The organism is Mucilaginibacter lappiensis, from assembly GCF_900155965.1.
Classification (GTDB): domain Bacteria; phylum Bacteroidota; class Bacteroidia; order Sphingobacteriales; family Sphingobacteriaceae; genus Mucilaginibacter; species Mucilaginibacter lappiensis.
Map to the genome: position 1 here is coordinate 293,132 of NZ_FTMG01000008.1, position 16,392 is coordinate 309,523.

The 16,392-nt window shown below is 41.7% G+C and carries 11 protein-coding genes; 2 read left to right on the forward strand and 9 right to left on the reverse strand.

Annotation, left to right across the window (positions count from 1 at the left end; translation table 11 throughout):
• Positions 1–188 precede the first annotated feature (188 nt).
• On the forward strand, positions 189–3,521 hold the full coding sequence (locus BW976_RS16805; RefSeq protein WP_076374559.1) for a TonB-dependent receptor: 3,333 nt from the start codon (positions 189–191) through the stop codon (positions 3,519–3,521).
• A 17-nt stretch (positions 3,522–3,538) separates the two neighbouring features.
• Entirely contained in the window at positions 3,539–5,023 is a 1,485-nt protein-coding gene (locus tag BW976_RS16810) for a RagB/SusD family nutrient uptake outer membrane protein (protein WP_076374497.1), read from the forward strand.
• A 469-nt stretch (positions 5,024–5,492) separates the two neighbouring features.
• On the opposite strand, the gene mdlD is transcribed toward BW976_RS16810, so the two are convergent.
• From mdlD to BW976_RS29085, 9 genes are all read right to left on the reverse strand, one after another.
• Entirely contained in the window at positions 5,493–6,812 is a 1,320-nt protein-coding gene (gene mdlD, locus BW976_RS16815) for an NAD(P)-dependent benzaldehyde dehydrogenase MdlD (RefSeq protein ID WP_076374499.1), read from the reverse strand.
• 752 nt (positions 6,813–7,564) lie between these two features.
• Positions 7,565–8,815, reverse strand: a complete 1,251-nt coding sequence (locus tag BW976_RS16820) for an efflux RND transporter periplasmic adaptor subunit (protein WP_084192234.1) — start codon at positions 8,813–8,815, stop codon at positions 7,565–7,567.
• The gene (locus tag BW976_RS16825; RefSeq protein WP_084192235.1) at positions 8,808–10,064 is read right to left on the reverse strand and encodes a heavy metal-binding domain-containing protein; all 1,257 of its coding nucleotides are present in this window, start codon (positions 10,062–10,064) and stop codon (positions 8,808–8,810) included. Before BW976_RS16825 ends, BW976_RS16820 begins: the two co-directional genes overlap by 8 nt.
• On the reverse strand, positions 10,061–11,323 hold the full coding sequence (locus tag BW976_RS16830; protein WP_076374501.1) for a TolC family protein: 1,263 nt from the start codon (positions 11,321–11,323) through the stop codon (positions 10,061–10,063). The genes BW976_RS16825 and BW976_RS16830 overlap by 4 nt, the downstream gene beginning before the upstream one ends.
• Positions 11,324–11,327: 4 nt before the next feature.
• Positions 11,328–13,220 carry an efflux RND transporter permease subunit gene (locus BW976_RS16835; protein WP_076374503.1) on the reverse strand — a complete coding sequence of 631 codons (1,893 nt, stop codon included), beginning with the start codon at positions 13,218–13,220 and terminating at the stop codon, positions 11,328–11,330.
• On the reverse strand, positions 13,217–14,491 hold the full coding sequence (locus BW976_RS16840; RefSeq protein ID WP_076374505.1) for an efflux RND transporter permease subunit: 1,275 nt from the start codon (positions 14,489–14,491) through the stop codon (positions 13,217–13,219). Before BW976_RS16840 ends, BW976_RS16835 begins: the two co-directional genes overlap by 4 nt.
• Positions 14,492–14,542: 51 nt before the next feature.
• Positions 14,543–14,788 (reverse strand): heavy metal-binding domain-containing protein, encoded by a 246-nt coding sequence (locus tag BW976_RS16845; RefSeq protein ID WP_076374507.1) that lies wholly within the window; start codon positions 14,786–14,788, stop codon positions 14,543–14,545.
• Positions 14,789–14,836: 48 nt separating this feature from the next.
• A complete protein-coding gene (locus BW976_RS16850) occupies positions 14,837–15,259 on the reverse strand; it encodes a hypothetical protein (RefSeq protein ID WP_076374509.1) in 423 nt (140 codons plus the stop codon).
• 134 nt (positions 15,260–15,393) lie between these two features.
• On the reverse strand, positions 15,394–15,774 hold the full coding sequence (locus BW976_RS29085) for an HYC_CC_PP family protein (RefSeq protein WP_139332322.1): 381 nt from the start codon (positions 15,772–15,774) through the stop codon (positions 15,394–15,396).
• Positions 15,775–16,392: the final 618 nt, after the last annotated feature.

Here is a 16,392-nt window from a genome sequence, read left to right on the forward strand (position 1 = left end):
TATCTGACAAAAACAGATCAGGAGCGTTAGAGCGCTCCCGATCTTCAGTAATAAATACTGAGTTAGATAACCTTACCAATTGCGCAAACAATCAATTATAAATTAAACCTAACATTCAAATGTATAAAATATTTACTGAATCAAAGTTCAGGTGGCACAACCATGCCCAGCTTAAATTTATTCGCATTATGAAATTAACCTGTCTCCTTATTACTATAACCATTTTACAGGTTAGTGCCAGGTCATATGCGCAAAAGATAAACCTGGATGTACAAAAAGCTCCACTGGAAGATGTGTTGTTTACCCTGCAGCAACAAAGCGGATATGATTTTCTGTACAGCGCCCAGCTAATGAAAACGGCTTCTCCCGTGTCATTGTCTTTAAAAGGGGCAAGCCTAACACAGGCGCTTGAAAAGATCTTCAATAACCAGCCTTTTATTTATCTTATTAATAAAAAAACCATCACTATAAAACCAAGACCACAGCCCGATGCAGAAACTATTGTCCTGCAAACTATTAGGGGTAAGGTAACTGACAATAAAGGTGTGCCCTTGCCCGGGGTAAGCATACAGTTAAAAGGTACGCAAACTGGTACGGTAACCGATGCCAATGGCGCTTTCTCTCTTAACGTTCCGGATGGTAATGGTACTTTGATATTTAGTTTTATCGGCTTTGTAAAACAAGAAGTACCTATTGGCGGTAAAAGCATGATCAATATAAGTCTGGCTGAAGATAAACAAGGCCTTAGTGAGGTTGTGGTTACCGGTTATAGTACACAGAGCCGGCATACACTTACCAGTGCCATAGTATCTGTTAAAGGGGAGGACATGACCAAACGGGTGGCCACAGATGCAACCTCTTTATTGCAAGGGCAACTGCCGGGCTTATCGGTTGTCCAAAACTCTGCCGAGCCAGGCAACGAGAGTATACAGCTGCGCATACGTGGTTTGGGTACTTTTAGTAGCGCCGGTAATAATCCGCTGGTTATAGTTGATGGTATTCCGGGAAGCCTTTCGGTAATTAACCCCAATGATATTGAGTCGGTAACGGTTTTAAAAGATGCTTCTGCAGCAGCCATTTACGGTTCGCAGGGTGCCAATGGCGTAGTGGTAGTGAAAACCAAAAAGGGTAAAGCCGGTGGTTTTACTTTAACCTATAATTACAACGTTGGCTTTGCCACAGCAACCCGTTTGCCTAAGCTAATTACTAACTCTGCCCAGTATATGCAGTTATTGAATGAAGCTGAAGTAAACTCCGGCAATGCCCCGATATACACTCAGGATCAGATAAATCAGTATGCCACAGCTACCGATCATGTAAAATACCCCAATCATGATTGGATCAAGGATATGTTTTCAACTGCCGTTGTACAAAACCATTATCTTAACTTGAGCGGTGGTAATGAAGGCACCACTTATAGTGTTGGTTTAGGTTATACTGATCAGCCGGGTACGATGCGCGGTTTCGACTATAAAAAATATACGCTTAACCTGGGGCTTACCTCCAAAGTAAACAAGCGTGTAACACTGGGTACTAATTTCCAGTTTCGTTACGGCGATCGTAATTATCCTTATGATAATGCCGCCGATTTGTATATATCTACACTGTCGCAATCTCCGTTATATCCGGCTCAAACAGCCGATGGTTTATGGATAACCAAAGCTTATGATAAAGAATTGGGCAACAAAAATCCGGTGTTGGCTTCAGAGATATTAACACATAACCCCAATTACTATGGCCAGGGTAATATATCTTTAGATGTGGATGTACTTGATGGCTTACGTTGGGAAAACCGCGCCGGCCTAAGCTTTAATTATGATAAAAGCAAAACATTCAGACCAATCGTACCAGAATATCTGTACAGCGATCTGTCCTTTAATCGTAATGCCGATGTGGGCACGCCCGGTTTATCCGTTAATAATCAGGACGAAACACATTCTACCATTTATAGCCAGTTGAACTTTCATAAACTACTGGGTAAGCATGACCTGACCATTTTAGGTGGTGTACAACAGGAGGTAGACAACCAGAGTTATGTAGATGCTTACCGTGTAGGTTACCCCACCAATGAGCTGGAAGAGTTACATGTGGGTTCAGTAAATAACCAAACCAATGATGGTATTTCAACCCAGTGGATCATCCATTCCTTGTATGGTAACATAAACTACAACTTTGAAGATAGGTATTTATTGGGCGCCAATGTGCGTTACGATGGTACTTCAAGGCTGCCAAGTAACAGCCGCTGGGGTTTGTATGAATCGTTTTCGGGTGGATGGCGCATCTCAAAAGAGAATTTCCTGAAGGATGTAAGCTGGATAGATGACCTGAAAATACGTGGGTCATGGGGCCGTTTAGGTAACCAAAATATTACCCTGCCGGTGGGAGATATCCATACACCATATCCGTATCCATACCAAGCTACCTATAATCAAAACAGCTACGCTTTTGCCGGTCAGGTTGTTTCGGGCTTTATACCCGGCGCACTGGTTGACCCTAATCTTACCTGGGAAACAACCCGTATGACTGACATTGGGTTTGATCTTACCGCGTTTAAAAATAAGCTAACCTTTACTTTTGACTGGTTTAATAAGTATACTTATAATATCCTTCGACAGTCACAAATACCCCAGGCTATCGGTGTTGCAGCACCTATCGTTAACGATGGTGCTGTAAGCAATAAGGGCCTGGAGTTTAGTTTGCGTTATCAGGATCGCACATCAGCTAAATTCAGTTATTATGCCCAGGCCAACTTCCAGTTGTACCGCAACAAGCTGGTGTCATTTGGTGCTGATCAGATCATGGGGCCTGATGGTCAAACCATTATGCGTAACGGCTATCCGATAGGCTCGTTCTACCTGCAAACTATGGATGGTATCTTCCAAAGCCAGCAGGAGATCAATAACTCGCCAGATCAGTCATCATTAGGTGGTCCGCCAACCCCCGGCGATATTAAATACAAAGATGTTAATGGCGATGGTAAAGTAGATGCTAACGATCGCAGTATCATCCCTGGTCAATATCCAAAATTCGAATATTCCTATAGTATGGGAGCCACCTGGGGTAATTTTGATGCCAGTTTACAACTATATGGTTCGTATGGTAACAAGCTGTATTTGTACAAATGGGGTGTTGACCCGTTTGCCCAGGGCGCCATGCCAACAACCGATTGGCTAAACCGCTGGACCCCGCAAAATCCATCCACCACCATGCCTAAAATATATATGGGCTTTTACGGATACCCGAAGATCACCAATGTACAGTCGACCTACCATTTGTATAATGCCAGCTTTATGCGTATTAAAAATGTGCAGGTAGGTTATACCTTCCCGGCAAATATGATTAGAGGGGTTAAGTCATTAAGAATTTATGGTGCGGTAGATAACCTGGCTTTGTTTACGCCACTTAAGCAAGCTACCGACCCCGAAAGGCAGGATATCAATAATAAGCCTGATGCCTGGTACGGCTTTGCCAATTATCCGCAAAACCGCACTTATACATTTGGTGCATCAGTTCAATTCTAACCTCAATATTAAAGTAAATGAAAACACGTATCATTATAATATTCATAGCAATGGTTGCGGGATTGGCCTCTTGTAAAAAGCTGGATGTTAATCCACCCGATAAGTTATCAACAAATGTATTTTGGAAATCGCCAACTGATGCCGATCTGGCGCTCAACGGCCTTTATGGAACCCTATATGCTCAAAGCGGTCAAATAAGCGAATATGCCCCTATGTGGTGGGAAAACTTCAGCGATAATTCTTACAGTCAAAATAACCAGGGAGGTGCGCAGCAATCGTTAATTGCGGGGCTTACACCAAATATAGGCGGCTTTGTAACCGATCCTGGCAATAGCCTGTATGTAAATGCTTATATCAGCATAGCGGCTACCAATAGCTTTCTGGCTAATGTGGGTAAGGTATTATCGGGCGATAAACTTAACCAATATAAAGGCGAGGCGTATTTTATCAGGGCCTTTAACTACTTTTTGCTGGCCGAAACCTATGGTAATGTACCCATAGTAACCGCTGATCCGGTAACGGTTGATATTAAGGCCCAGGTAAGCAAATCATCACGTGCAGATGTTCTGAAAATGATTGAAAGCGATCTTGACCAAGCTATAACCTCCCTGCCCGATGCCAAATATGCTGGCCATGCAGTTAAAGCATCGGCCCAAGGTATTAAGGTAAGGGTGTTGTTATTTGAGAAAAAATATGCTGATGCTGCTGCATTGGCAAAAAACATTATTGATGGTGGCAAATTCTCGTTAAACAGCAACTACGCCTCCAACTTTTATAAGCCCGATCAAAGCAGCAGTCCCGAAATCATGTTCTCGGTACAGTTTCAGGCACCCGCGGTTGCGCACCCTTTTGCTATTACAATAGCCATTATTGGTTCTGGTTATAAGGATTTGCAGGGTACACAGGATATGATCAATGAGTATGAACCAAATGACCCGCGTAAAACTATGACCTTTTTTTTTCCCGGCGATACGCCTGCGCAAGGTTGGCCATATCCCAATACCGTGGGTACACCAGGCGTGAACAACTGGACGGTAGGTTTTTACCCTGGAAAAAAATGGCTCGATCCTAAGAATGTTAATCCGCAGCCGGGTATGTTGGATGATCAGGATTATGTTTGGCTACGATATGCCGACATCAAACTAATGTATGCCGAAGCACAAAATGAAGTTGCTGGTCCCGATGCCAGTGTCTATCAACAGGTAAATGAAGTGCGTGCCCGGCCGGGCGTTAATATGCCGGCTTTACCAACCAATCTGAGTCAGGCAGATATGCGCACTCGCATACAACATGAAAGAAGGATAGAGCTTGCATTGGAGGGCTTCCGTTATTTTGATTTGCGCCGCTGGGGTATTGCCAAACAAAAATTAAATGGTTTTATTCAGAATCCATTAACACCAAACGTGAAAACTGTTTACAAAGACAATTATGACTTTTGGCCACTACCCCAAACCGAGATCGATCGTAATAAACCAGCTTTGGTACAAAATGATGGTTATTAATCATAACACCTAAACTTATATATTGCTAATGCGCCCCCAATTGAGGGCGCATTAGCTTTTTACCCGGAAAGGGAATTATCAACATTATTTTTAATTTACTTACCTGTCCAACAACAAGCTTTCATATCCCATAAATTTTGCCCCACTGTTTTAATATGGAAAGCAAGAAAACTATTTATCATTGGTAAGATACAATTTGATGATTTTAGCAATGTAAAAAAGAAGTATCAAGCAATATCGGATGGTTTGAAAAATGAATTAGAAAAGGATTAAAAAATTGGGAATGATTATTTAGCTGATAAAGCACGATAAACTGTCTCTTTTAACTGTAAAAATTCTGTTCAATAACCAGAATCCATTATGAAAAATAATTTAATCGTATAAAAAACGGAGAGACAACTTCTAAAAGTAATTGTTTCGGTTTAGTGTTTACAATTGCTAAAATGTCGAACCAATTTTTCTGAAGGGATTATCTTAACTCTACTATAGATCTCATATGACTGAAAGTCTGGAAACTATATTGTCCGTGATACTTACCCATTCCCGAAGTCCCTACACCACCAAAGGGTAAAAAATGGATTCCTACATGTATCAATGTACTGTTGATTTCGGCATCACCACTCGTCGTCTTGCTTAAAACATCTTCTGCAAAATCTTTATCCTCAGAGAATACATATAATGCTAAGGGCTTAGGCCGGGAATTGATCTCATCAAGAACCGTATCAACGTCAGAGTAGGTCAGAATTGGAAGAATTGGCCCAAATATCTCCTGTTGCATTACTGCGTCCTGCCAAACAATATTATCCATTATTGTCGCCTCAAAATAACGGGTTTCCAGATCATACCTGCCACCATAAACTACTTTTTCTTTCACTGCATCCAAATAACCCGCCAGATTCATCACCTGTTGCTGTGAAACAATCTTGCCAATCTTGCCCAATGAATTACCATCGTAGGTCTTCTGGAGATGAATCTTAAACCTCTGAATCAACTCCTCTTTTACCGATTCGTGTACATAAAGGTAATCAGGGGCTACACAGGTTTGGCCACAGTTCATCCATTTACCCCTTGCGATCCTTTCAACTGCCTTGTCAAGGTTGGCATCCTTATGCACAATGGTCGGCGATTTTCCACCCAGTTCCAGTGTCAGTGGAATTAACTGCTCGGCGGCAGCCCTCATAACGATCTTTCCCACGTTAGGGCTTCCTGTAAAGAAGATATAGTCAAATTTAAAGCTCAACAAAAGCGTATTTTCCTCGATTGAGCCCTGTATAACCGATACATAGTTAGGAGGAAATGCATCCTTCACTATCTTTTCGATAACGGCAGCGACGCTTGGCGTATTCTCCGATGGCTTAATGATGGCGGTATTTCCACCCATTATAGCGCCCAATAAAGGACTAAATGTCAATTGAATAGGATAGTTGAAGGGACCTACAATATAGCTAACTCCATACGGCTGAAAGGTTACCTTACTTACAATTTCAGCACCTGTGGCATGTTGCTTTGAAGGCATTTCAATGGGTTTAGCCCAGCTTTCAAGGTTTTCAAGACAATAATCCAGTTCATCCAAAACTAATTTTATTTCAGCATACTCAGTCTCTGGTCTGCTTTTTCCCAAATCTGTAAACATGGCATCGCAAATCGCATCATTATGCGCTATAAACGATTTTTTTAAATTCGCCAGCTGCTGAATTCTGAAATCAACTGATTGGGTCTTCCGTGTTGCAAAGAACTTTTTTTGGCTTTGGAATACGTCTGTTATATACTCTTTTTGATTTGTATCCATTTCTGTTTTCTGGCTTAAACTATTTGATATTTGAGAATACTCAGATAACTCTAAGGTGATAATGAACAAGGTCAACAATTAATTACTGCTTTTGTTGCTTGTTAGCATTTTATTTAGTTAAAAGTTTTATCAATTTGTACAGGTCGCCGAATGACTGATCATGAACTAATTACTTATTTCGAGAATAAAGAATTACCTGAAACCTACGCCCTGACCGTGCCTGTACACACCCTGTATTAAGAAATATCAAAAGCATTATTGTCAATTCGGCACGGGCAAATTTAGGAGCTTCGCTGTTGTGATAATTGTTCCGGGAAGGGGTGCTGTTTAACCGGTGATTTTTTCTTAATCTGAAAGATTTCAGGACGCAAGTATTGAAAGTAACTTGATTGATGGCGATATACCTATTGGCGAGATCATGATTGGAAGTTCCGATGGCATCGATCACCTGGTGCCGGAAATGCAGGATAAACAATTCTGTTACACTTTGATCATGTTAAACAGTTGAGTAATCAGGCGTGCTTTTGTTGAAAATTATAATTATAATAACTTATTTTTAGTAATTCTCGAACTCTTTTTTTTCTCGAAATTCAATATAATAGCTTGTTAATACGAATGTTATAGGGAAAAATAGAGAAGACGTTCTTTGTAGAACGCCTTCTTAAGTGACCTTGCGACCGCAATTTTCGAATACCCTTATGGAGGATTTGAAAAAAATGGCTTCTATAAATGATGTATTGGTGAATTAGCGATTACATTTTCATATCAGCCATATTGTCTCCACCGTTCTTAAATATCGCCTCACTATTTAACAAATAAGCCCCGTTGGTGACCACTATGTCTCCAGCGTTTAAACCAGAAAGAACAGGTACATAGCTCTGATTGCTATTACCTGGTTTTATCATCCTGGATGAAAAGCTGCCGTCGGGATTTTTGACCCATACCTGGCTACCTTTTCCATCGATTAAAATAGCAGAAACAGGTACAGCTAAAGCACGGCTGCTACCATTGCCAATAGAAATATATGCCAGCATCCCGGGTCTAATCAGGCCTTGTGGATTAGTGATACTAATCCTGATTAAATTAACTTTGGAGGCATTCGACAATTCGGGATTGATAAATTCAACTTTGCCATTAATGATTTGTCCGCCTAAATCAGGAAAGGATACGCTTACCCGGTCATTTTCTTTATAACTGTTTGTTTCACTGGCATACAGCTGGGCTTCTACCCATAAGCTGTTTAGAGCTTGTGTTTTTAATACAGACATCCCTTCGGTGACGTAATCTCCTTCATGTACCAGTATTTCACTAACGGTTCCAGCGACTTTACTCAATATTGTTGTCGTTGCAGATACTTTTCCGGATGCTGCGATATTCCTGATCTGTGCCGGAAATAAGCCCCAAAGTTGTAGTTTGTTTTCGGCAGCACTGATAAGCTGCTGGTAATCCACATCCGGGTTATGCAGTATTTTTTCCTGCTGCCTGGCCAGCAAATATTCTTTTTCAGCTTCCTGCAGATCTTCACTGTAAATGGAATAAACGGGCTGTCCCATGGCTATTTTTTCACCCGTAGTTCTGACAAACAATTGCTGCACCCGACCTGGTATCCTTGCGCTCAGCTCTTCCGATTTATTATCGTCGGTGGTTACTGTTCCGGTCAACGTTTTTTCGCTGCCTACATTTTCTTCCTTAACCGTATCCGTTCGTATGCCTGCCAATTGAATCTGTGTGGCTGTCAGCCTGATCTTATTTTCGGACATATCCATACCATTCCCGCTCATTTCCACTTTGATCAGTTTCATGCCACAGATCGGGCAGTTACCCGGATGATCTTCATGGATCTGGGGATGCATGGAACAGGTATAATAAGCTTTGCTTATTGCCTTAGCAGCGGTAGCTTTCGGTTTTTGCGTACATGCTGTAAAAAGTACAGCTGTTAATATCATAAAGGATAGGAGCGCAGCTGCGCTCAATACCCAGAAACGTTTCTTTATATTAATCATGACCTTGCGTTTTAATAAAGCTTTCACTATCTGTTAAATATTGGGCATTGGATGCCAGGCTGTCCGTCACGGATAAACCTTTTGTAATTTGTATTTCGTTATTATAAATAATGCCGGTACTTACCTGATGAGCCTCGTAGGACGCACCGTTTTTTAACCAGGCAATTTTGGTCTGCCCCAAATCAACCAGCGCAGATCGGGGGACCCATAAACCGCTTGCGCCGCCGGTTTGTATAGTCGCTTTGACAATACTGTTCACTTTTAGTTCATGATTCATATTATCGATATAAACCCTGATGCTGGTTGTTTTATCGCCTTCCTGTAAAGTCGGCTCTATAAAATTAACCTTACCCGTAATGGTCTTACCTGGCAGATCCGGCAGCGTGATCGCAACTGTCTGGTTTAATTTTAATCCAAAAATAGCTGAGCGATCAATTTTAATGATAGCCCAAAGCCTATGCGGGTCTACCACATTAAACAAATTCTGTCCTTTTTCAACATACATGCCTTCTTTGATGGATAGCGGCAGGTTAGTTGCAAAATCGGACTGCGCTGATGTTTGGGCTGCGCTTGCCATCTGGCTATGCGGCATATCATGTACATGCCCATCATAAGCGCTATATACAGACAGTCTATAAAAAGCTCTCCCAGTTTTAACAACCTGGTTAACCTGTTCAGATGTCATGCCCAGTAGTAATAATTTCTGTCTTGCTGCATTAATTAACCCGACCTCTTGTACAGAGTTTTTTGTCAGGTAGATCAAGTCTTGCTGAGCGGTAACCATATCAGGGCTATAGATATCGAAGATACGCTGACCCCGATGGATTTCCTGGAAGGTATATTTGATATACAGTTTTTCGATACGACCGGAAAAACGCGAAGCGATATTGTTAAACGTGCGTGTATCAAAGTCAAGGTAACCCTGGGCTGAGACCGCTGTTGGTACTTCCTTTTCTTTGGGTACAATAGTTTTGATTGTTGATAGCACCGAAGAATTAACCGATTGCAAAACGGTATTCAAGTTGATACCTGAGCCCTCACTGACCTGACCTGATTTCTTTACCAGCGTCATACCGCAAATGGGGCAACTGCCGGGATGGTCTTCCAATATCTGCGGGTGCATCGGGCAGGTATATTTAACATTAGTTTTGACCTGCACTTTAGCTGCTTTCTGTTTTTGATCAGAACAGGAGGCAAACAGTAACAAGCCCGACAGTAAACTGATCATTATGATTTTAATATTTTTCATTTGTTGTGATTGTTTAATGTCAGTGCAGTGGTTTCATTTTCACGTTCATAAGCCACCTGTAAGGTTAAAAGCTCCTGCAAACGGTCTAAAGCGCTCATTCTTGACATTTGCAGGTCTTTAATTACAATTAATACGGATGGCAGGTCGCCTGTATTCTGATCATAGGCCAATAATGCTGTTTTATAACCATTTTGTAAGGCAGGAATGATGTTTTGCTGATAGTTGCTGATCTGCTTTTTCTTGCTGCCCATATCCGTTCTTATACTGGCCAGTTGCCCCTGGGCCTGGTTAAGCGCATCCATTTTCCGCTGTTGTAATTCTTCTACTTCGTAGCGAATACCTTTAAGATTAGCCTTATATTCTTTAGATGCCCATGGAACGATAGGTATCGTGACAGATGCCATTAAGATATATTGATTGGCATAACCGCCATAGCTGATCATATGTGCAGCTTGAATCCCAAAATCGGGCTTGCGTTTGCTGTATTCAACCTTTGCGTTTAAAGTTTGTAATTCAATGTTCCTGTTAATGCTTTTAATATCGCTCCGGGTATTTGCTAATGTCGCGGTATTGGTTAGGGTACTTTCATATTCTCTTAACGTAATCGCAGTATCCACTGTAAAAGTAGTTTGCTTATCCCTGTTCATCAGCGTATTGAGCATGATGTTCTTTTGGGTGATCTCGGTGTTCAATTGATCACGGATATTGTCCAGCTCGTATAGATCCGCTTTAGCTTTATAAATATTACTTAGCTTTTCTTTGCCATAGGTCAACCGGATGTTGGCGTCTTTGAGCATATACTCCAACAGGCTTTGCGAATGCTGCAATAGAGCCAACTTTTTCTCCAGTACTACTCGCTCATAATAATATTGCTTAGCCTGCGCTACCAGTTGATTTTTTAGATAGTTCTTATCTTCTGCGGTTACTTTGGATATTCCTTTCATGTAATCTTCTTTGGCCTTTAACTTTGCTGGATTAATAAACATTTGTTCGGCCTGGATCATAAATGAACCTCCGTTGGGGCTAAATTGGTAGGGAACCTGGTACTGGCCCGCACTGATCTTCGGTGCATTCAGGTTTTTTGCCCCGGTTGCGTAAGCGTCCTGTGCGCTGGCTTTTGCAACTAAAGCCTGCAATGCCGGGTTGTCGGCCACACGCGCAACAACACTATCTAAGGGCAGGCGCTGTATTTGCGCTTTTGCTGACAGGTATGTAAAACAGGCAAACAGCGTGACTATAAATTGATATTTCGTTTTCATGATTTTACTCCTTTACTTCTAATACTTCCAGCTTGCCATATTTTTTCAACTCATACTCCTTTACCATCAAAAAGATAAGTGGAGTAACCAGTAAAATATGCGTGGAAGAGGTTAAAACGCCACCGATCATAGGCAATACTATAGGCAGCATCACATCACTGCCTGTCCCGTTTGCCCAAAGTACCGGCACTAACCCAAATAGGGCTACGCAAACCGTCATGAGTTTTGGACGTAAGCGTTTCACCGCGCCATTCATGACGTAAACCTGCAGGTCTTCTTTGGTGATGTTTTCCTTTGAATTACCTTTTAAGGCTATCAATTGCTGCATGGCATCATTCAAATAGATCACCATCACGATGCCTGTTTCTACCGCTATCCCAAACAGGGCGATAAACCCTACGGCTACAGCAACAGATAAATGAACGCCAAAGAAATACACCATATAAGCGCCGCCAATCAATGCGAAAGGGATGGAGATGAGGCTAAAAAATGCTTCGCGGATAGAATGAAAGGCAAAATACAAACAGGCAAAAATGATGAGCAGTACGATAGGTAATACCAGCTTTAAGGTATGCTCGGCACGGATGAGGTTTTCATACTGCCCGCTCCATTCAATAAAATAACCTTTGGGCAACGATTTGACCATGGTGTTTAATCTTTCCTGGGCTTCTTTAACTGTACTGCCCAGGTCCCGGTCACGTACATTGAACAATACCGTCCCCCTTAATAATGCATTTTCCGATTGTACCATTGCAGGGCCATCACTAATTTTTATATCAGCAACAGATGATAAAGGGATTGGGCCATTGTTAGGGGTTTGCACCAGGGTCCTTTTGATCGCGTCGAGGTTATTACGGTAATCCTGTGCCAACCGCGCGTTTACACTAAATCGCTGCCTACCTTCAACGGTAGTGGTCAAATTCATACCGCCTAATGCGCTTTCCACCACCTCATTCACATCATCTACGTTCAGGCCGTATCTGCCAATAGCATCTTTATTGACCTGTATATCCAGGTATTTGCCACCGGTGATAGGGTCAACATACAGATCCTTTACCCCGTTAATGCCTTGCAGTGCCTGTTTCATCTGGCCGGATAAAGCATAGATCGTATCCAGGTTCTGTCCGTAAACTTTTAAACCTACATCGGTACGGATACCTGTCGAAAGCATGTTAATCCGGTTGATGATCGGTTGGGTCCAGCCGTTCACCACACCGGGTATCTGTAGTTTGGCGTTCAGTTCATTGATAATATCTTCTTTTTTTATGTCTTTCCGCCACTCGCTTTTGGGCTTTAACAGGATAATCGTTTCGGTCATGCTGATCGGCGAATTATCGGTAGCGGTATTGGCCCGCCCTGCTTTACCCAAAACATTTTTTACTTCGGGTACACTTTTAATGATCTTATCCTGTACCTGTAAAAGCTGTTTGGCCTGTGAGTTGGATACATCGGGTTGTGTTACCGGCATAAACAGGATCGTTCCTTCATCCAAAGGCGGCATAAATTCACTACCTAAACTTAGCAGCAGGGGTATGCTGATCAATAAAGCAACCAGGTTGATACCGATAGTTGTTTTACGCCAGGTAACGCACCAGTTAAGGATCGGCCGGTATAGTTTTTCTAATGTATTGGTTAGCGGGTTTCGATCGTCTGTTCTCAATTTTCCTTTCAGGAAAAAAGAGATCAGCACCGGGGCCAGTGTTACCGCAAGGATAGCATCGATAGCCAGTATAAATGTTTTTGTCCAGGCCAGCGGGCCAAACAATTTACCTTCCTGGCCTTCTAGTAAAAATACGGGCAGAAATGAGGCAACAATAATAAGGGTGGAAAAGAATACACCACGGCCCACCTGCTTGCAGGAAGCTTCTATAATTTTTATTCGTTCTGCTGTGCTCATGATCTTTCTTTTTGTTGTGCAAGAGATAAGTTCCGGTGCGAGTTTTCAACCATGACAATGCCATTATCTACAATCACCCCGATTGCCAGCGCAATTCCTGTTAAGGACATAATATTAGAACTGATGCCAAATGCATTGAGTAGGATAAAGCTTGTTGCTATGGTGATGGGGATCTGTATGATAATGCTTAAAGCGCTTTTAAAACTCAATAAGAAGAGGATCACAATAATAGATACCGTGATCATTTCTTCGATAAGCGTATGTTTCACAGAACCTACCGCGCTTTCGATGAGTTCGCTTCGGTCATAGGCGATCTTGAATTTTATACCTGCCGGAAATCCTTTTTGAATGTCGGCCATTTTATCTTTCACTGCATGAATAACTTTATCTGCATTCTCGCCGTAGCGCATTACCACAATACCGCCAACCGCTTCACCGTTTCCATTCTGGTCAAAAATACCCAGGCGCTCATCACCGCCCATTTGTACCGTAGCGATGTCTTTGACTTTTACCGGTATGGTATTGATTACGCCAACAGAGATGTTTTCTACATCTGATAAGGTCTTGATATAACCGAGGCCACGAACGATATAGCCGGTGCCGTTCATTTCAAACTTGCGGCCACCTACATCATTGTTATTGCTTTTTACCGCTTTCAAAATCTGTGATAGCGGTATATTATAGTAATTGAGTTTATGCGGGTCGATAGTGATCTGGTATTGTTTTTCGAAGCCGCCAAACGAGGCCACTTCGCTAACGCCCGGCACGGTCTGCAGCCCTAGTTTTACATACCAGTCCTGCAAGGCCCTTTGTTCGCCTAGGTCCATCCCCTTAGCGTCCAGCGTATACCATAAAATATGGCCAACCCCTGTGCCGTCCGGCCCTAAAGTCGGTGTGATCCCTTGCGGTAATAACCGCTGTGCGTAGTTCAGTCTTTCGAGTACCCGGCTCCGTGCCCAATATACATCGGTTTTATCGTCAAAAACGATATAGACAAAACTCATCCCGAACATGGAAGTAGCACGAATGGCTTTTACTTTAGGGATCCCCTGCAAATTGCTCACCAGAGGATAAGTTACCTGATCTTCCATGATCTGCGGGCTGCGGCCCTGCCATTCGGTAAATACGATCACCTGGTTCTCTGAGAGATCTGGTATGGCATCGATAGGGTTTTCCCTGACCGCGTAAATGCCCCATGCGAAAAGAGCAGCAGCGATCAGTAAAACAATATACCTGTTTTTTAAAGACAGGGAAATGAGTTGATTAATCATCGTAATAGGTTTAATAAGCCCATTCACCGTCTGGCGGACAGGCTCAATCATTTACATTTTCATTTTGTCAGCTTTCTTTTTTGCCGGTTCCTTTTTTACCAGTGTCATGCCACATTTGGGGCATTTGCCAGGTTTGTCGCTCAGCACATCCGGATGCATAGTACAGGTGTATTGCACTTTTGCAGGCTTCACTTTATTCGTTTTAGTAGTATCGGGTACCATGGTGGTGGAATGTGCGGCAAACACGGTTGCGGCAGAGAACAAGATGGCAACAGCCATTAACATTACTTTTTTCATGAGTTTTAACTGAATTATGGTTTGATGATTAATTGCACGTTATTATAATTAAGCGGGATCTACTTTTGACAGGTAATAATTGATCCTGTACTGTTGATGAATAGCATCGTAAACCAATAGGTCGCTGTCTATTCTAAATCGGGTGTCCAGAACATCAAAATACCGCCCGTCCCTGTAGATCTTTTTTAAGTTTTCTAAGGTAAATAGATACACCTGATCAGATCCCTTTACGCTGAAGTAATGGGTAACAATGGGTTTAAAAAGATTGAGCTTGTCGCCAGGACGCTGGCGTTCGTAGATAATAATTGCGCCACGCCCTAGGATTTTGAAATCAGACAGTTTCGGATTCTTAATAGCAATAAGTGAATCTTGAATTGAAGTAGTATTTGGAGTATTAAAGCTACCTGCTTGCGCCAATGACTTTGAAAAAAGTAGGGCAAGCAAAATGATTGAAAATTTGAAATTTTTCATTTTTTAAAATATAAGTATGCAGATGCTGAAATCGTTCAGCAATAAATTGATTGATAGAAATATTGATTAATATATGGAATAGTCTAATTTGCCTGGATGGCAATTAAACAATAGGGGAAGAGGTCCCGGAGGTATTAAATTCTGTAGTTGGAGTAAAGGATATAAAGCGGATCGCGCTGGACAGGAGGGGCCTGGCTATTGTAGCCGTTTACCTCCTTTAAAGTTATTCTCTCTGCTAAAGCAGGAATAGAAAATACTGGAATAACTACAGCAAACGAGTTTTTTAGAGTCAGATCGGTTTTGGCCGAAACATGGTTGTCTTTTACTTTGAAGTTTGCTTTAACAGTTTTGCAGCAATCGGAACCGCTCGTTGCCTTGCAGTCACTTTTTGATGCCGAACTAGCAGACAGAGATACACTGGCTAATTTACCACAGCAATAAAACTTGTCTATGGTAATTCCATAAACCGATGCCGTGTAGATCAGGAGAAGTAATATGACTGCTATTCTTTTCACGATGCTAAATTAAGGCAATTCTTTGATCCATTTTTATATAATTATGGTAAAAGTTTATATTTTATCGATATTTTAATGTGGGCATGTTAGTCGATCATATAAGTGATGATTAAAAGCAGATCGTTAGTTTGATTTTGCCAACCTGCACAGATTTAAAAAACACACGAGATTTCTATAGAAATAGATAATGTGTGTTATGATAAGAGGATATCCGTTAAGCGAGCAATCAAGCTTTTGGCAAAATAGGGCATTCAGGTTGATGATGATGAAGCTGCAATTATATTGAACTTTCTTTATTTGGTCGAAAAGACCCATCAATATGATGGCAATTCAGGCGTTGTAAACCTTAACGAGAAATCGAACTGTAAAAAAAATAGGTTGATCGCATTTCTGGTAAACTTTTTAAACCGTTAACCTTTAACGGTTCAGGAATTTCTTTGCTAAAATTGAACTACAAAAGCAATTGTTGTAACAATCTGCCTAACAGGTTTTTATTAGTATGAAAAAAAGATGCAACACGTATGTGTTGTCTCCGTTAGTGACCTTGCGACCGCAGTTCTCGAACTCTTTTATGGAAGATTTAAGGAAACTGGCTTCGATAAATAATAATATAGCATA